Origin of the sequence: Bacillus sp. FSL H8-0516, from assembly GCF_038635285.1 — a bacterium.
Classification (GTDB): Bacteria; Bacillota; Bacilli; order Bacillales; family Bacillaceae; genus Bacillus; species Bacillus safensis.
The window spans coordinates 2,180,997-2,197,680 of sequence record NZ_CP152051.1 but is presented as its reverse complement, the minus strand read 5'-3'; the positions used below and the strand labels follow the sequence as shown (position 1 = coordinate 2,197,680).

Here is a 16,684-nt window from a genome sequence, read left to right as displayed (position 1 = left end):
TTTCATATGCGACAAGTGATCAGCAAAGGAAGTGAACGGATGAACCAAATCGATCATATTGCCATTGCCGTCTTTTCTATTAAAGAAACATCTCAAACGCTTCATCAGCTATTTAACTGGCATTTTTCAGACATACAAGAGATTCCTGAGCAGGAGATTAAAGCGTCCTTCGCTTCACTTGATGATCTGCACATTGAATTAATTGAGCCCATCTCAGCCGGCAGTAAACTACATACCTTTTTAACAAAAAGAGGAGAGGGCCTTCATCATATTGCGTTAAAGTCAGATGACATTCAAACGGATCTTAGCCGTCTCGATCACCTTGGCGTGCAGCTTCTCCAAAAAACAGCACAGATGGGCGCCAGCGGAAAGCAGATTGCCTTTATTTCACCTAAAGAAACGTCAGGTGTGTTATTTGAATTATGCGGGTCCTTGAAAGGAGAGAAATATTGCGATGAATGAATCGTTCAATGACTTGTCTGAATGGCGGAATAAAGCGTTAATGGGCGGCGGCGAAAAACGAGCAGCGGCTCACAGAAACAAAGGAAAGCTGACGGTTCGAGAGCGGCTGCATGAACTTCTTGACGAGGGCAGCTTGATGGAAATTCAGTCATTTGCAACAGGCGGTCTGTCAGAGCATGTTGGTGACGGCGTCGTCATTGGAACGGGACTCATTCACGGTAAGCCTGTCTGTGTTTATGCACAAGATGCAACCGTATATGGGGGCTCATTAGGCGAAATGCATGCAAAAAAAATTGTCTCTTTAATGGATCTGGCAGCTAAAAATCAGATGCCGGTCATCGGTCTAAAAGACTCAGGTGGTGCGAGAATTCAAGAGGGTGTGGTATCATTAGAAGGATACGGACAGATTTTCAAACGGAATGTGCTGTACTCTGGTCGAATCCCGCAAATATCTGTTATTTTAGGCTCATGTGCTGGAGGTGCAGTTTATTCTCCTGCATTGACTGATTTTGTCTTTATGACAGAGCAAACAGCTCACATGTTTTTAACTGGTCCGAAAGTAATAGAAAAGGCAACAGGAGAAACGGTCTGTCCTGACCGTCTTGGCGGTGCAAGTGTTCAGCATCAGACGAGCGGGAATGTGCACTATACTGGGAAAGATGAGAAGGACGTGTTAGAAGCGGTTCGAACTCTTTTAACGTACATACAAACGAAACAGCAGGCTGTCACACGCGCTGGGACGCGAAAGCATGATACCGCCGATCCAGGCAGCATCTTGCCAAAGGATCCCTCACGAATTTATGATGTCAAACAAGTGGTGACAGCGATAACCGATCCAGACTCATTCTTTGAAACGCAGCCTTGTTTCTCAAAAAATATTGTCACAGGTTTTGCCAGATTACAAGGAGCTTCCATTGGTGTTGTTGCCAATCAGCCAAAGGTGCTGGCAGGCAGCCTTGATCTTGACGCTGCCGATAAAGCGGCCAGATTTATTCGATTTTGCGATGCGTTTCATATTCCGATCTTAACCCTTGTGGACGTTCCTGGTTTTTTACCAGGAGAAAAAGCCGAGCATGCGGGAATTATCCGCCATGGGGCAAAGCTTTTATATGCGTACGCTGAAGCAACTGTTCCAAAAATCACTGTGATTTTAAGAAAGGCGTTTGGCGGTGCATATGTCGCGATGAATAGCAAGGGCTTAGGAGCTGACTTTGTTTATGCATGGCCAGAAGCAGAAATTGATGTCATGGGGAAAACGTTCGCAGACGAAATCGTTCATCCTGCTTCGCGCAAGTCTGAAAACAAACCAAGTGTATGGAAAGCGGCTCAGGCAGGTCTGATAGATGATATTTTCATGCCAGCTGAAACGAGAGAACGATTGATCCGCTCATTTGATGTGCTTCGCAGTAAGGAAGAAGATAGACCGTTAAAAAAGCATGGCAACATGCCGCTATAAGAGGAGGAGCATCATCATGATCAATGAAAAACGCTTACTAGACGAATTTTTAGAATTAGTTCAGATTGATTCAGAAACAAAACACGAAGAGAAAATTGTTGAAGTATTAAAAGAAAAATTCTCGCAGCTTGGTCTAAAAGTGATTGAAGACGATTCAAAAGTGGCAACAGGCCACGGTGCAGGCAATCTTGTCTGTACTTTAGAAGGGAATCAAGAGGCAGATACAATTTATTTCACTTCCCATATGGATACAGTTGTACCGGGGAATGGCGTAAAACCAGTCATTGAGGACGGCTATGTGAAAACAGATGGAACAACGATTCTTGGTGCTGACGATAAAACAGGACTTGCTGCTATGTTTGAAGCGGTCCGTGTGCTGAAAGAGAAAAATTTACCGCATGGAACAATTGAATTTGTGATCACAGCAGGCGAGGAATCAGGACTTGTTGGAGCAAAAGCGTTAGATCCGAATTTGATGACAGCGAAATACGGCTATGCCCTTGATTCAGATGGCAAGGTTGGCACGATTATTGTAGCTGCACCAACACAGGCAAAAGTACGCGCAACGATTTACGGAAAAACCGCTCACGCAGGTGTCGCGCCAGAAAAAGGTGTGTCTGCGATTACCATTGCATCAAAAGCAATTGCCAGCATGCCGCTTGGCCGGATTGATGAAGAAACAACGGCGAATATCGGCCGTTTTGAAGGCGGAACACAAACGAATATTGTGTGCGATCAAGTCGATATTTTGGCGGAAGCACGCTCTTTAGAACCAGCAAAAATGGAAGCTCAAGTAGCGAAGATGAAAGAAGCCTTTGAAAAAACCGCTAAAGAAATGGGCGGAAGTGCCGATGTACAAATTGACATCATGTATCCAGGCTTCAAATTCTCACACGGCGATCAAGTCGTAGAAGTGGCGAAAAAAGCGGCAGCAAAAATTGGCCGTCCTTCAGAACTGCAGACGAGCGGCGGAGGCAGTGATGCAAACGTCATTGCAGGCAACGGCGTCCCAACTGTCAACCTAGCTGTTGGATATGAAGATATTCATACGAAAAATGAGAAAATGCCGATTGAAGAATTAGTCAAAACAGCTGAAATGGTTCTCGCCATTATCGAAGAAACGACAAATCCATCGTAAAGGCAGGAGACTCTGTGAGCACGCAAAAGATTATTATTTTTCAGGTGGGGCAAGAGGAGTTTGGCATCAGTGTAGAGCATATTCGTTCGATTGAGAAGGTCCCTTACTTACAAGAAGTATCGAATCTTCCAAAAGAAATTAAAGGCCTGATGTCATTAAGAGGAGAGGTCATTCCTGTCAGTGATACAGGCGTGATGCTTCACGGAAAGCCTCTTGATGTGAACGAGCAGTCCAAGGTGCTGCTATTTGAAGTAAACGATCAAATGATTGGCTGTCTTGTCTCAGATGCAAAAGATATCATTGATATCGAGCAAAGCGAGATCAAGCCATTTCATATGAACACGAAGGCCTCTGAATATTTCTTCGGCGTTGTGGAGAGAGAAAACAAAATGATTTTACAAGTGGACCCAAATAAGTTCCTTGGGAAAATTGAGGACCTTGATCAATTGCCAGACCGGTTGAAAGAAGAATTGGCATAATGAAAAGCCCCTTATCCTTTAGATAAGGGGCTTAATTTTATTCAGCAGCTGGTTTGGCTTGTTCGTTAGCCGCAGCTTTCGTTTTTGATTTTTGGTACATGACATTTAAAATAATCGTTTGAATCGTGAGTAGTAGTCCGCTTGTCATCCAGTATAAAGGAAGAGCAGCGGGTGCATTGATTGAAAGAAACAGCATCATGATTGGGAAAATCATGCCCATTACTTTCGCTTGCTTCAGCGCAGCCTCTGTCTGGGTGCCTGATTGCTTCGCATATTTTTGTGTGACATAAAATTGCAAGAAATACATAGCCCCTGCAAAGACTGCCACCAATAAATCGGTTTGTCCCAAGTTAAACCATAAGAACGTATGAGTTGCGATCTCAGGTGTTGAGCGGATCGCTGAGTAAAAGCCAAGAACAATTGGAATTTGAATCAGCATAGGCAGACAGCCCATTGCCAGCGGGTTCACATTGTTCTCTTTATATACTTTCATCATTTCCATTTGCAGTTCTTTTTGTTTTTCAGGATCTTTTGTTTTCTTCAGTTTGCTTTGTATTTGGTCAATCTGAGGTTTCACCAGTGCCATTTTTTCCTGCATGACTCGTTGCTTCTTAAATTGGTTCGCAAAAAGCGGGAAAATCAGCAGGCGGACAATCAAGGTGACAAACATAATGGATAAACCATAATCATCATGGAAAAAGTTCGCAAGCCAAATGATCAGCTCAGAAAAAGGCTGAACAAAATAATGATGGAAAAACCCATCAGAGCTCGTATTCGTTTGCGCACTCGCTGCAAATGCAGGTGACGCAATCATCATCAAACAAAAAGTCGTAAAAACAGTCAATAAACGTTTCAATTCGTTTCCTCCTCATGATTAAAAAAATTTAATTAGTGAGAGGAAGCGAATGGTCTTCATCATCATTAGATGATCGTTTCATTCGAATGACTTTACTAATCCAAGTTGTAATGCGATCATATATGATAAACAGAAAGTCTGTTCGATTCAAGCAAGATGCGTCCAACTCTTCCAAACGATGTCCACCAAGATGTTCGTTCATACGGCAGTCTTTTAGCAAAAACGCAATGCCGATGGCCGTCAGCGCTGGAAGAATAATCGTAAAGAATTCAACAAGGAAAAAGACTTCATTGAATGTATCAATAATCATGATTATCACATCCATTTCATTACTCACAGTGTACTATACACATGGTTAAATGTCTAACACAACCACGTGTTTTCTCTATTAAATAAAATTCCTTATTTTGTATAAAATAGTAAATGTCATCCAAACTTCATATTTCCTATCCTATAATGAGGGAGATGAAAAGAAATGGAGGTTTTGAATATGACAAGTATTTATCCAAAGTTTCGAGCAGCGGCGGTACAAGCAGCACCTGTCTACTTAAATTTGGAAGCAACCGTTGAGAAATCATGTGAACTGATCGACGAGGCAGCTTCAAATGGTGCAAAGCTTGTGGCATTCCCAGAAGCATTTTTACCTGGTTATCCTTGGTTTGCTTTTATTGGTCATCCAGAATATACGAGAAAGTTCTATCATGAATTATATAAAAATGCAGTTGAAATCCCTAGCTTAGCCATTCAAAAAATCAGTGAGGCTGCAAAAAGAAATGAAACGTACGTTTGTATATCATGCAGTGAAAAAGATGGCGGCTCCCTCTATTTAGCTCAGCTTTGGTTTAATCCAAATGGGGATTTAATAGGAAAACATCGGAAAATGAGAGCTTCTGTAGCAGAAAGACTTATTTGGGGGGATGGAAGTGGAAGTATGATGCCAGTCTTTCAAACTGACATTGGAAACCTTGGCGGATTGATGTGCTGGGAGCATCAAGTCCCGCTTGATCTTATGGCGATGAATGCTCAAAATGAGCAGGTACATGTAGCCTCTTGGCCAGGTTATTTTGACGATGAAATTTCAAGCAGATATTATGCCATCGCGACACAGACATTTGTGCTGATGACATCATCTATATATACGGAAGAAATGAAAGAGATGATTTGTTTAACGCAGGAGCAAAGAGATTACTTTGAAACATTTAAAAGCGGGCATACGTGCATTTACGGGCCGGACGGAGAACCGATCAGTGATATGGTTCCTGCTGAAACGGAAGGAATTGCTTACGCTGAAATTGATGTAGAAAGAGTCATTGATTACAAGTATTATATTGATCCGGCTGGACACTACTCCAATCAAAGTTTGAGTATGAATTTTCATCAGCAGCCCAATCCGGTTGTGAAACATTTACATCATCAAAAAAATGAAGTGTTCACATATGAGGACATTCAATATCAACATGGTATACTTGAAGAAAAAGTGTAAATGAACGTGGAACCCAGCGCGCAGACAAACCCTCGCATTCGGCTAGATTGCAAAGGTTTTTGATCACGCTGAAAAGAAGACAAAGGGCTAAAATCAAGAACATTTTAGCCCTTTGTCAACAGTCTGACCTTCTCTTTTTTGGAGAAGGTCTTTTTGAGGAAAGATGAAATAAATCAATGTATAATTGAGCATAAAAGGAATCCATCATGTTTGATATATAAGGAAACAGCTGATCAAAATACAGGTAGACAAGAAAATGGGGTTATGCCAATGTCAAATATTATTTTTCATATAGACATGAATGCTTTTTATGCCAATGTAGAAATGGCGTATGATCCTTCTTTGCGAGGGAAACCTTTAGCCATCAGCGGAAATGCAAAAGAGCGTAAAGGGATTGTTGTGACGTGTAGCTACGAGGCAAGAGCACTAGGTGTGAAGCCCCCGATGCCCTTGTGGGAGGCGAAGCGGCTATGTCCGGGACTCATTGTCCGCACACCGAACTTTGACCGGTACCGCAGCTCCTCACAAGAGATGTTTACAATACTAAGAGAATACAGTGATTTAGTCGAACCTGTATCGATTGATGAGGGCTATATTGATTTAACACATACGCCATATGCCGAGCATGCGGTAAAAACGGCTCATGATATTCAAACAAGGCTTGTAGAGGAGCTGATGCTTCCTTCAAGTATCGGCATTGCACCGAATAAATTTTTAGCGAAAATGGCGTCAAATTGGAAAAAGCCAATGGGCATCACCATATTGCGTAAACGAGATGTTCCGAACATGCTCTGGCCGCTCCCTGCTGGTGACATGCACGGGGTTGGACAAAAAACGGCAGAGAAATTAAAAAAAATCGGAATTCATACCATTGAAGACTTAGCGAAAGCGAATGAGTATACGCTAAAAGAATTGCTTGGCATTAATGGACCGAGATTAAAGCAAAAGGCGAATGGTGAACATGACGGCATCGTGGACCCAGAAAGAATATACGAATTTAAATCCGTCGGCAATTCATCTACTCTGCCTCATGATTCTGATGATTCAGATGAACTTGTCACGTTAATTGATAAGCTGTCACAATCTGTGAGTGCAAGGTTAAGGAGAAAAGAAGTGATGGCGAATCGGCTGCTCATCATGATTCGGTATGCAAGCTGGAAAAATATCACGCGAAGTGTCATGCTTACGAATCCAACGGATCGAAAGGAAGACATATTTGAAGCGGCAAAGCAGTTATTCCTTAAACATTGGAATGACCAGCCAGTGAGGCTCTTAGGTGTGACGGGGACAGACCTTGTCGAACGAAAAGCAGCTGTTAAACAGCTTGATTTATTTTCATATACAGAAGATGCAAAAGAAGAGCCTCTCCAAACCATTTTAGATGGACTGAAAGAAAAATATGGAAAGTCATTGGTGCAAAGAGGAATCACTATTAAGGAAAAAGAGAGCAAAACAAGCGGGACAAGTTTTAATAAAGATTTTTTTCAGGACGAAAGAGGAAATGACTAGCCTGAAAACTTGATAAAAGAGGTGATGTTGTGGTAATTTCAAAGGGTACATCATTTCAGCAGTAATCAATATAGTGTGTTAGAAGGGACGTCAGAATTATGTCAAAACAACAAATCGGTGTGGTTGGACTAGCCGTTATGGGGAAAAACCTTGCCCTCAATATTGAAAGCCGCGGTTTCTCCGTATCCGTTTATAACAGATCTAGCAGCAAAACAGAAGAGTTTCTTCAAGAAGCAGAAGGAAAAAACGTTGTTGGCACATACAGCATCGAAGAATTTGTTCAGTCGCTTGAAACACCGCGTAAAATTCTTTTAATGGTAAAAGCTGGTGCAGCAACAGATGCAACCATTCAATCATTACTTCCTCACCTAGAGAAAGGTGACATTTTAATTGATGGTGGAAATACATATTACAAGGATACACAAAGACGTAACCAAGAGCTTGCAGAAAGTGGTATCCACTTCATTGGTACAGGTGTTTCCGGCGGTGAAGAAGGCGCGCTAAAAGGTCCTTCCATCATGCCAGGCGGTCAAAAAGAAGCGCATGAGCTAGTGAAACCAATTTTAGAAGCAATCTCTGCGAAAGTAGACGGTGAGCCTTGTACAACGTATATCGGCCCAGATGGAGCAGGACATTATGTCAAAATGGTTCATAACGGTATCGAGTACGGAGATATGCAATTGATCTCTGAATCATACTTTATCTTGAAGCATGTTGCTGGATTGTCAGCAGGGGAGCTTCATGAAGTATTCTCAGAGTGGAATAAAGGCGAGCTTGACAGCTATTTAATCGAAATTACAGCTGACATTTTCACAAAAGTGGATGAGGAAACAAACCAGCCGCTTGTGGATGTGATCTTAGATAAAGCTGGTCAAAAAGGAACTGGAAAATGGACAAGCAAAAGCTCACTTGATCTAGGTGTCCCGCTTCCAATCATTACTGAGTCTGTTTTTGCGCGCTACATTTCAGCAATGAAAGATGAACGTGTGGAAGCAAGTCAATTGATCGAAGGTCCAGCGCCGGCGCAATCAGCTGAGAATAAACAAGAGCTGATCGAAGCAGTTAGAAAAGCCCTATTCATGAGTAAAATCTGCTCTTACGCACAAGGCTTTGCTCAAATGAAAGCAGCGTCTGATGAATATAACTGGGATTTGAAATACGGTGAAATTGCGATGATCTTCCGCGGCGGATGTATCATTCGTGCAGCCTTCTTACAACAAATTAAAGAAGCATATGACCGTAATCCTGAACTGAAAAACCTATTGCTTGATCCATACTTTAAGGATATTGCTCAAAACTATCAATCATCACTTCGTAAAGTCATTTCGCTTGCAGTGGAACAAGGAGTTCCTGTTCCTTCATTCTCAAGTGCACTTGCTTACTTTGATAGCTATCGCACAGCTGTCCTTCCAGCGAATTTAATTCAAGCACAGCGTGACTATTTCGGTGCACATACGTATGAGCGCACAGATAAAGAAGGCGTATTCCATACTGAATGGATGAAATAAATAGAGAACGACTGAAAAACCTTACCTTTGGTAAGGTTTTTTTGTTTGCATCTTTTCGGCTAAAAATGTGAAAAAGAGGGATGCTATGTAAAAAAGACAAGAAAGTAGGGATAGAAGTGGGCATCTTATATGCACTTCTCCCAGCGATATTTTGGGGAAGTATTGTTCTCATCAGTGTCAAACTAGGCGGGAATGCGTATCAGCAAACCCTTGGCATTACGCTCGGCGCGTTTTTATTTTCGATTGCTGCCTTTTTCATCAAAATGCCAGAGCTGACACCGCTTATTTTTGCGGTTTCCGTCATTTCAGGCATCTTCTGGAGTATTGGACAAATGAATCAGCTTTCAAGTGTTGCTTTTCTCGGTGTGTCTAAAGCGGTTCCTTTATCAACGGGCATGCAGCTAGTGAGCACAACGCTATTTGGCGTCATGGTCTTCAAAGAATGGCAGACGATGACGGTCATACTCATTGGTTCCTGCGCCATTTTACTGATCATTGCAGGGGTTGTCATGACATCGCTCGGTCAAAAAAAGAATGGCGGCGGGAATGGCAGAGGCAATTTTAAAAAAGGGATCATTATTCTGCTTATCTCAACCGTTGGCTACGTCGGATATGTCGTCATTTTAAGATGGTTTGATATTGATGGCTGGTCTGCACTTGTCCCGCAATCCGTCGGTATGCTGCTTTCATCCTTAGCGATTAGTTTAAAGCAGGACCCATTTAGTAAATATACGTTTAGAAATATCATTGCCGGTCTTGTTTGGTCAACAGGAAATCTTGGTCTGCTTTTGGCCATTCCATTAATCGGCGTAGCCGTAAGCTTTTCGATGTCACAAACAGGGATTGTCATCTCAACACTAGGCGGCATTTACTTATTAAAAGAGAAAGCATCTAGAACAAGCTTTGTCATTGCAGGCTGCTTGATGATTATTGCAGGCGGTGTGCTGCTAGGCTTTACAAAATAGGAGGTTACACGAATGTATCCAGATTTAGAAGGAAAAACAGTTCTGATTACAGGTGCAGGTACAGGGATTGGTCAAGCGATGGCCCGCCGATTTGGACAAGAAAAAGCCAATGTGGTGATTAATTACTTCTCTGATAAAGAAAATCCGGATGATACCATTGCAGAAATTCAAAAACATGGTGGACGGGCTGTGAAAATCAAGGGAGACGTATCAAAGGAAGAGGATATGCAGGCGATGATTGATAAAGCCGTTGATACATTCGGCAGTCTTGATGTGATGATCAATAACGCAGGCATTGAAAATGAAGTACCCTCTACAGAAATGACGCTGGATAATTGGAACAAAGTAATGTCTACCAATTTAACAGGCATGTTTCTAGGGTGCCGTGATGCACTGAAGTATATGACGGATCATGGAATAGAAGGCTCGATCATTAATATGTCGTCGGTTCATCAGCAAATTCCTTGGCCTCATTTTGTTCATTATGCAGCTAGTAAAGGAGGCGCAAAGCTTTTGACAGAAACATTGGCGCTTGAATATGCCCCTAAAAAAATCCGTGTAAACAGCATTGCACCAGGCGCTATTGATACCCCGATTAATGCGGAGAAATTCGATGATCCAGCATTGAAAAAAGGCGTGATTGAGCTGATTCCAATCGGCTATATTGGAAAGCCAGAAGAAGTGGCAGCATGCGCTGTCTGGCTGGCATCAAAAGAGGCGAGCTATGTCACAGGCCTGACGTTATATGTAGACGGCGGCATGACAAAGTATCCTGGGTTCCAGGCAGGAAAAGGATAAGATAATTAAGAAAAAGAGCGTATTGTACGCTCTTTTTTATATTAAATACAGACAAATGAAATTAAATGTCTAGACATATAAAAATAAAAATATATAATATTAATTGGAAGCGCTTTTATTACAACAATGGGGTGAGAGAAATGAAACGTATTTTATTAGCATGCAGTTCGGGAATGTCTACGAGTTTACTAGTGACAAAGATGAAAGCACATGCCGATTCAATTGGGGACGAAGCAGAAATTTGGGCAGTTGGTCAAGATCAAGCAAAAAAAGAAATGGCGAATGCAGATGTTGTGTTAATCGGACCGCAAATGAGCTTTTTAAAAGGAGACCTCCAAAAAGAAGCAACAAAATACGGGATTGAGGTAGAAGTCATTGATATGCAGGCATACGGGCTTGCCGATGGACAAAAAGCATATGAACAGGCACTTACATTGATGGGGGAATCTTAAAGGATGGAAAAGAAAACACTCGAAGGGCTCACGGAGGAACAAGTGAGCTTTCAATTGATCTTACACAGCGGGAATGCACGCAGCAAATTGCTTCAGGCTCTGAAACAATATCGAGAAGGTCTAGAAGAAGAAGCTTTTAGTCATATGAAAGAAGCGGAAGAAGATTTACGGCTTGCACATGACATCCATTTTCAACTCGTGCAGAAAGAGGCAGGCGGAGAAACAACATCCTTTTCCTTATTGCTCATGCACGCTGAAGATCATTTAATGTCGACCATTACCATCAAGGAGCTTGTGGGAGAGCTTCTGCCGATATTCCAATCGCTTAAACAATAAAGGGTGTAAACAAGGGGGGAAACCAATGTTTGATAAAATAAGTGCCATTTTGGTTCCGATTGCTGGGAGATTGAACAACAACCGCTATTTAGGCGTATTACGTGATGCCTTTATGCTTGCGTTCCCGCTCACCATCTTTGGTTCCATTATGGTTGTGCTGATGAATTTGCCATTTTTAGATAAAATCATGAGTAAAACCGTACTGGAGGGCGTCCAGTCTGCACTGAATATCGCACCAAGTGCGACCATCAGCATTATGAGTGTGTTTGTTGTATTTGGGATTGGCTACTATTTATCAAAAAGCTATGATGTAGAAGCTGTCTTTGGCGGCGTGATTGCTTTAGCCTCTTTCTTGCTTCTAACTCCGTTTTTACTAGAACAAGAAGGCGGTGCAACGATTGCAGGCGTTATCCCAGTTGATCGTTTAGGGGCAAAGGGGATGTTCCTAGGAATGATCACAGGCTTTTTGTCTGCTGAAATTTATCGTTATTTTGTCCAAAAGAAATTTGTGATCAATATGCCGCAAGGGGTTCCGCCAGCTGTTTCCAAGTCTTTTGCTGCACTGATCCCGGCTACTTTGACACTTACAACCTTTTTGCTCATTAATATCATCATTACACAAGGCTTCAAAACAAATATGCATGATTTGATTTATCATGCCATTCAGGCGCCGCTTGTCGGTCTTGGAAGCGGTATTATTCCGACGTTGATCGCTGTTTTCTTTATACAAATTCTTTGGTTCTTTGGGCTTCATGGCCAAATTATTATCAACTCTGTCATGGATCCGATTTGGAATACATTGTCCATTCAAAACCTAGAGAGCTACACAAAAACAGGTGAGGTTCCTAATATCATCAGCAAGCAGTTTATTGAAATCTATACGGTTGGAATGGGTGGAACCGGTATGACGCTTGCTGTTGTGTTTACGATTTTAATTTTCCTGAAAAGTAAGCAATTAAAACAAGTAGCCAAGCTTGGCTTAGGACCAGGATTATTTAACGTCAATGAACCGATTATCTTTGGTTTACCGATTGTCATGAATCCGCTTATTCTCATTCCGTGGATTTTGGCGCCAATGGTCATTACATGTATTACTTATTTTGCGATGGCATCAGGGATTGTACCGCCGCCGACAGGCGTGAATATCCCATGGACAGTGCCGATCTTTATTAGCGGAATGATGGCAACAAATTCACTAGCGGGCGGTCTGCTTCAGTTGTTTAACCTGATGATTGTGTTTGTCATTTGGTTCCCGTTCCTGAAATTTATTGACCGTATGAATGTGAAAAATGAAAAAATAACGACAACAGAAAAAACGAAGGCAGCAAACATCAAAGGTGAAGGAGACTCAATACATGTCGATGGAAACTAACAAGCAATCATATACATTTCCAGAAGGTTTCTGGTGGGGATCATCTGCTTCTGCGACGCAAACAGAAGGGAGCGTCCCCGGCGATGGAAAGGGACCGAACATTTGGGATCATTGGTTTGAACAAGAGCCGACTCGTTTTTTTGATGGCGTAGGACCGGACGTGACATCTCAATTTTATCGAAAATATAAAGAGGATATCCGTCTCATGAAAGAAATTGGCCACAATTCATTTCGGCTGTCGATTTCATGGTCACGCCTTTTACCAGAAGGAACAGGTGCTGTGAATGAAGAAGCGGTGTCTTTTTATAATGATGTGATCAATGAACTGATTGCACATGATATCGAGCCATTTGTGAACCTGTACCATTTCGATATGCCAATGGCACTGCAGGAGAAAGGCGGCTGGGTGAACAGACAGGTGGTCGATGATTATGTGAGCTATGCAACATTATGCTTCCAATTATTTGGCGACCGGGTGAAAAAATGGTTTACCCATAACGAACCGATTGTTCCTGTAGAAGGCGGATATATGTATAGCTTTCATTATCCAAACGAAGTCGATTTCCAAAAGGCTGTACAGGTCGGTTTTCATGAACTTTTATCAAATGCGAAGGCGATTGCGGCTTATAAAAAGCTGCAGCAAGGCGGTAAGATTGGCATCATCCTAAACCTGACTCCTTCGTACCCGCGAAGCCAGCATCCGCGCGATGTAGAAGCAGCAGAGATGGCCGATGCTTTCTTTAACCGTTCCTTCTTAGATCCTGCGGTGAAGGGTCATTTCCCGGAAAAGCTAGTAGAAGTCTTAAAGAAAGAAGGCTTTATGCCAAGTATGGAAGAAGGGGACCTTGAGCTCATTCGAGAGAATACGATTGATCTTCTTGGCATCAACTATTATCAGCCAAGAAGAGTGAAAGCGAAAGAGCATATGCCGCATCCTCAAGCACCATTTATGCCGAATCATTATTTTGATTCTTTTGAGATGCCGGGAAGAAAAATGAATGTGTATCGAGGCTGGGAAATCTATGAAAAGGGCATTTACGATATATTGAAAAAAGTCCAAACAGACTATGATAATATTGAATGCTTTATTTCTGAAAATGGAATGGGCGTCGAAGGAGAAGAGCGGTTTAAGGATGAAGAAGGAATGATTCATGACGATTACCGCATTGACTTTATTTCTGAGCATCTCAAATGGGTGCATCAAGCCATTCAAGAAGGAAGCAATGTGAAAGGCTATCATCTATGGACCTTTATGGACAACTGGTCCTGGTCGAATGCATATAAAAATCGTTATGGATTTGTCTCAGTTGATCTTCAAAAAGACGGGAAACGAACGATTAAGAAAAGCGGATACTGGTTTCAATCCGTTTCAAAGAATAACGGTTTTTAATCCAAATACTTGCTCTTTCCTTGAAAAGAGCAAGTATTTTTCTTATGTGATGGTAAGTGGATGAAACAAAAATGGCTGGCACCTTTTAAGCTCACATCCCTTAGTGTAAAATGAGAGGAAGGCTAAAAAACGCCATATTTCCTTCTAGAATAAAGCGCTATGAAAAAACAAGTCAGTTGGTGGTGTGAGATGAAGAAGTACGAACTCATTTCAGAAGAAATCAGAAAACGAATAGGAACAGCCTATTATCCAGAAGATCAACCCATTCCAGATGAAAACTCGCTTGCCGCCGAATTTCAATGCAGCAGAATGACAATGAAACGTGCGCTTGATCTTCTCGTTGCAGAAGGTCTGCTCTTTAGAAAAAGAGGCCATGGTACATTTATTGTAAAGGCAGCGCTCAATCAAGGGGCAATCAATGTATCGGGCCATGAAAATAAAGGGTTCACAAAAGTCATGGCGGATAAAAACGTCACGACTCAAATCATTCATTTTGATGTCCATTTTCCAAGCGAAGAGGTGGCAGCCCATCTGTCTATTGACTCAACCACACCTGTTTATGATATCATCCGGCTCCGTCTTGTGGATGAAGAGCCTTACGTATTAGAAAAAACGTTTATGCCTGTCAATCTCATTAAGGGCATAGATGAAGAAGTTCTACTGGGTTCTATCTATGGCTACATTTCAAATCAGCTTCATTTAAAAATAGCAGGTGCGCACAAGAAAATTAGAGCGGCTAAATCAGATCAGCTGGATCAGCAGTATTTAGGGTGTGACCCAACAGATCCTGTGCTTGAAGTCGAGCAGGTTGCTTATTTAAACGCAGGGCAGCCGTTTGAATATTCATTTAGCCATCATCGCTATGATAAATTTGACTTTTCAACGGTTGAAATCACGAAAACAGGACGTTAAAAAAAGAGCAGAACCCCCAAGGGAGACTGCTCTTTTTTCATATGATTTTATATATTCCACCAATGGTATCCATCTTTTTCTAGAAGCTCATCAGCTTCTTTCGGCCCCATAGAACCAGCAGGATAGTTTGGTTTTAATGTTTTGCTTTCTGCCCATTTCTCAGAAATCGGATCAACGAAGTTCCAAGAAAGTGCCACCTCGTCCCAGTGAGCAAAGTTAGTTGCATCGCCTAGCAAGCAGTCATGAATCAGCTTTTCATATGCTTCTGGTGTATTCATGATGTCGTTATAGTTTGTTTGGTAGTCAAGCTTAATCGGTTTCGCATACGTGCCGCCATCCAGCTTGCGGGCATTCAGGTGAAGGGTGATGCCTTCATCTGGCTGAATGTGAATGACAAGTAAGTTTGGATGCATGGCATTTCCGTTTCCATAGTACAGGTTCATTGGAATGTCTTTAAATTGAACTACGATTTGAGTAGATTTCTTTTCTAACCGTTTTCCTGTCCGAATGTAAAATGGCACCCCGGCCCATCTAAAGTTATCAATCAGCAGTTTCCCTGCCACAAACGTTTCTGTGTTTGAGTTCGGGTCAACATTTTGCTCTTTCAGATAAGAAGGAACCTCGCTGCCATCAATCGTACCAGTATCATACTGTCCACGGACAAAGAATTGATCGACCTCATCTTTAGAAAAAGGACGAAGAGCGCGCAATACTTTCCGTTTTTCGCTGCGGATTTCCTCTGTATTGAGTTTAATTGGCGGCTCCATTGCTAAAAGGGCAACCATTTGAAGCATATGGTTTTGGACCATATCTCTTAGTGCACCAGAATTTTCGTAATATCGAGCCCGGTCTTCAACCCCTAATGATTCACTGGATGTAATTTGAATGTTTGAGATATAGCGGTTTGTCCAAAGTGGTTCAAAGATAGCATTCGCAAAGCGGATGACCTCAATGTTTTGAACCATTTGTTTACCAAGATAGTGGTCAATACGATAAATTTGATCTTCTGTGAATGCATCACGAATTTCTTCATTTAATGTTTTGGCACTTGGCAGATCATGCCCAAATGGCTTTTCAATGACAAGTCGTGACCAGCCGGTTGTTTCTGATACGCCCTCACTCTTTAGGAACTTCGCAATCGTTCCGAAGAATTCCGGTGCCATGGCTAAATAGAACATGCGGTTATTTGGAATACTGTACGTATCTTCAAGGCCTGTTAAAAGCGTGTTAAGCGCTTGATAGGAAGCAGGGCTTGATACGTCAAAATCGTGATAATAGAAATGTGAAATGAATTCCTCTGTTTTCGCTTCTGCATCATCAGAAGAAACAGATTCCTTTACCACAGCTCTGAGGTCCTCATGAGACCACGGACGGCGTCCAACTCCGACAACAGCGAATTGATCACCTAGCTTTCCGCTATGATAAAGTCTATGTATAGAAGGGTAGAGCTTGCGTTTGGCAAGGTCTCCTGTTGCGCCAAAAATGACAATGACTGCTTTAGGGTTGTTAGTTTCTGTATTCACGAGAAGTACCTCACTTTATTCGTAGCATTGTTGTAAAAACCGAGA

Annotated in this window: 17 protein-coding genes; 14 read left to right on the top strand and 3 right to left on the bottom strand. The window is 42.0% G+C overall.

Annotated features, from left to right (window positions below; translation table 11 throughout):
- Positions 1-39: 39 nt before the first annotated feature.
- The 4 genes from mce to MHB67_RS10985 are packed head-to-tail and all read left to right on the top strand — an operon-like array spanning position 40 to position 3,535.
- On the top strand, positions 40-462 hold the full coding sequence (gene mce / locus MHB67_RS11000) for a methylmalonyl-CoA epimerase (RefSeq protein ID WP_024422915.1): 423 nt from the start codon (positions 40-42) through the stop codon (positions 460-462).
- On the top strand, positions 455-1,918 hold the full coding sequence (locus tag MHB67_RS10995; RefSeq protein ID WP_081372085.1) for an acyl-CoA carboxylase subunit beta: 1,464 nt from the start codon (positions 455-457) through the stop codon (positions 1,916-1,918). Before mce ends, MHB67_RS10995 begins: the two co-directional genes overlap by 8 nt.
- A 16-nt stretch (positions 1,919-1,934) precedes the next feature.
- Positions 1,935-3,056 carry a M20/M25/M40 family metallo-hydrolase gene (locus MHB67_RS10990; RefSeq protein WP_024422913.1) on the top strand — a complete coding sequence of 374 codons (1,122 nt, stop codon included), beginning with the start codon at positions 1,935-1,937 and terminating at the stop codon, positions 3,054-3,056.
- Positions 3,057-3,070: 14 nt separating this feature from the next.
- Positions 3,071-3,535 carry a chemotaxis protein CheW gene (locus tag MHB67_RS10985; RefSeq protein ID WP_024422912.1) on the top strand — a complete coding sequence of 155 codons (465 nt, stop codon included), beginning with the start codon at positions 3,071-3,073 and terminating at the stop codon, positions 3,533-3,535.
- Positions 3,536-3,572: 37 nt separating this feature from the next.
- Here MHB67_RS10985 and MHB67_RS10980 read toward each other — a convergent pair whose 3' ends face one another.
- On the bottom strand, positions 3,573-4,352 hold the full coding sequence (locus MHB67_RS10980; protein ID WP_046312291.1) for a membrane protein insertase YidC: 780 nt from the start codon (positions 4,350-4,352) through the stop codon (positions 3,573-3,575).
- 67 nt (positions 4,353-4,419) lie between these two features.
- Positions 4,420-4,701 (bottom strand): hypothetical protein, encoded by a 282-nt coding sequence (locus MHB67_RS10975; RefSeq protein ID WP_024422910.1) that lies wholly within the window; start codon positions 4,699-4,701, stop codon positions 4,420-4,422.
- A gap of 180 nt (positions 4,702-4,881) precedes the next feature.
- Here MHB67_RS10975 and MHB67_RS10970 point away from each other — a divergent pair, with 180 nt between their 5' ends.
- From MHB67_RS10970 to MHB67_RS10925, 10 genes are all read left to right on the top strand, one after another.
- Entirely contained in the window at positions 4,882-5,874 is a 993-nt protein-coding gene (locus MHB67_RS10970) for a carbon-nitrogen hydrolase family protein (protein ID WP_024422909.1), read from the top strand.
- A gap of 264 nt (positions 5,875-6,138) precedes the next feature.
- On the top strand, positions 6,139-7,383 hold the full coding sequence (locus tag MHB67_RS10965; RefSeq protein WP_024422908.1) for a DNA polymerase IV: 1,245 nt from the start codon (positions 6,139-6,141) through the stop codon (positions 7,381-7,383).
- A gap of 98 nt (positions 7,384-7,481) precedes the next feature.
- Positions 7,482-8,891 (top strand): NADP-dependent phosphogluconate dehydrogenase, encoded by a 1,410-nt coding sequence (gene gndA / locus MHB67_RS10960; RefSeq protein WP_024422907.1) that lies wholly within the window; start codon positions 7,482-7,484, stop codon positions 8,889-8,891.
- A 116-nt stretch (positions 8,892-9,007) separates the two neighbouring features.
- Entirely contained in the window at positions 9,008-9,856 is an 849-nt protein-coding gene (locus MHB67_RS10955) for a GRP family sugar transporter (protein ID WP_025093008.1), read from the top strand.
- A 12-nt stretch (positions 9,857-9,868) separates the two neighbouring features.
- The gene (locus MHB67_RS10950; RefSeq protein WP_024422906.1) at positions 9,869-10,654 is read left to right on the top strand and encodes an SDR family oxidoreductase; all 786 of its coding nucleotides are present in this window, start codon (positions 9,869-9,871) and stop codon (positions 10,652-10,654) included.
- Positions 10,655-10,794: 140 nt separating this feature from the next.
- The gene (locus tag MHB67_RS10945; RefSeq protein WP_024422905.1) at positions 10,795-11,106 is read left to right on the top strand and encodes a PTS sugar transporter subunit IIB; all 312 of its coding nucleotides are present in this window, start codon (positions 10,795-10,797) and stop codon (positions 11,104-11,106) included.
- A gap of 3 nt (positions 11,107-11,109) precedes the next feature.
- Positions 11,110-11,442: a PTS lactose/cellobiose transporter subunit IIA gene (locus MHB67_RS10940; RefSeq protein WP_024422904.1), complete on the top strand. Its 333-nt coding sequence runs from the start codon at positions 11,110-11,112 to the stop codon at positions 11,440-11,442.
- Positions 11,443-11,467: 25 nt separating this feature from the next.
- A complete protein-coding gene (celB, locus tag MHB67_RS10935; RefSeq protein WP_034622356.1) occupies positions 11,468-12,814 on the top strand; it encodes a PTS cellobiose transporter subunit IIC in 1,347 nt (448 codons plus the stop codon).
- Positions 12,798-14,204, top strand: a complete 1,407-nt coding sequence (locus MHB67_RS10930) for a glycoside hydrolase family 1 protein (RefSeq protein ID WP_029706057.1) — start codon at positions 12,798-12,800, stop codon at positions 14,202-14,204. Before celB ends, MHB67_RS10930 begins: the two co-directional genes overlap by 17 nt.
- A gap of 189 nt (positions 14,205-14,393) precedes the next feature.
- Positions 14,394-15,116 carry a GntR family transcriptional regulator gene (locus MHB67_RS10925; RefSeq protein WP_024422902.1) on the top strand — a complete coding sequence of 241 codons (723 nt, stop codon included), beginning with the start codon at positions 14,394-14,396 and terminating at the stop codon, positions 15,114-15,116.
- A 47-nt stretch (positions 15,117-15,163) separates the two neighbouring features.
- Here MHB67_RS10925 and zwf read toward each other — a convergent pair whose 3' ends face one another.
- Positions 15,164-16,639, bottom strand: a complete 1,476-nt coding sequence (zwf, locus tag MHB67_RS10920) for a glucose-6-phosphate dehydrogenase (RefSeq protein ID WP_024422901.1) — start codon at positions 16,637-16,639, stop codon at positions 15,164-15,166.
- Positions 16,640-16,684 lie beyond the last annotated feature (45 nt).

What these genes read in the sequence shown, in the direction of transcription:
- mce (WP_024422915.1), top strand. Translation starts at nt 40, where the DNA reads ATGAACCAAATCGATCATATTGCCATTGCCGTCTTTTCTATTAAAGAA.
- MHB67_RS10995 (WP_081372085.1), top strand. Translation starts at nt 455, where the DNA reads ATGAATGAATCGTTCAATGACTTGTCTGAATGGCGGAATAAAGCGTTA.
- MHB67_RS10990 (WP_024422913.1), top strand. Translation starts at nt 1,935, where the DNA reads ATGATCAATGAAAAACGCTTACTAGACGAATTTTTAGAATTAGTTCAG.
- MHB67_RS10980 (WP_046312291.1), bottom strand. Translation starts at nt 4,352, where the DNA reads ATGATGATTGCGTCACCTGCATTTGCAGCGAGTGCGCAAACGAATACG.
- MHB67_RS10975 (WP_024422910.1), bottom strand. Translation starts at nt 4,701, where the DNA reads ATGATTATTGATACATTCAATGAAGTCTTTTTCCTTGTTGAATTCTTT.
- MHB67_RS10970 (WP_024422909.1), top strand. Translation starts at nt 4,882, where the DNA reads ATGACAAGTATTTATCCAAAGTTTCGAGCAGCGGCGGTACAAGCAGCA.
- MHB67_RS10965 (WP_024422908.1), top strand. Translation starts at nt 6,139, where the DNA reads ATGCCAATGTCAAATATTATTTTTCATATAGACATGAATGCTTTTTAT.
- gndA (WP_024422907.1), top strand. Translation starts at nt 7,482, where the DNA reads ATGTCAAAACAACAAATCGGTGTGGTTGGACTAGCCGTTATGGGGAAA.
- MHB67_RS10950 (WP_024422906.1), top strand. Translation starts at nt 9,869, where the DNA reads ATGTATCCAGATTTAGAAGGAAAAACAGTTCTGATTACAGGTGCAGGT.
- MHB67_RS10945 (WP_024422905.1), top strand. Translation starts at nt 10,795, where the DNA reads ATGAAACGTATTTTATTAGCATGCAGTTCGGGAATGTCTACGAGTTTA.
- MHB67_RS10940 (WP_024422904.1), top strand. Translation starts at nt 11,110, where the DNA reads ATGGAAAAGAAAACACTCGAAGGGCTCACGGAGGAACAAGTGAGCTTT.
- celB (WP_034622356.1), top strand. Translation starts at nt 11,468, where the DNA reads ATGTTTGATAAAATAAGTGCCATTTTGGTTCCGATTGCTGGGAGATTG.
- MHB67_RS10930 (WP_029706057.1), top strand. Translation starts at nt 12,798, where the DNA reads ATGTCGATGGAAACTAACAAGCAATCATATACATTTCCAGAAGGTTTC.
- MHB67_RS10925 (WP_024422902.1), top strand. Translation starts at nt 14,394, where the DNA reads ATGAAGAAGTACGAACTCATTTCAGAAGAAATCAGAAAACGAATAGGA.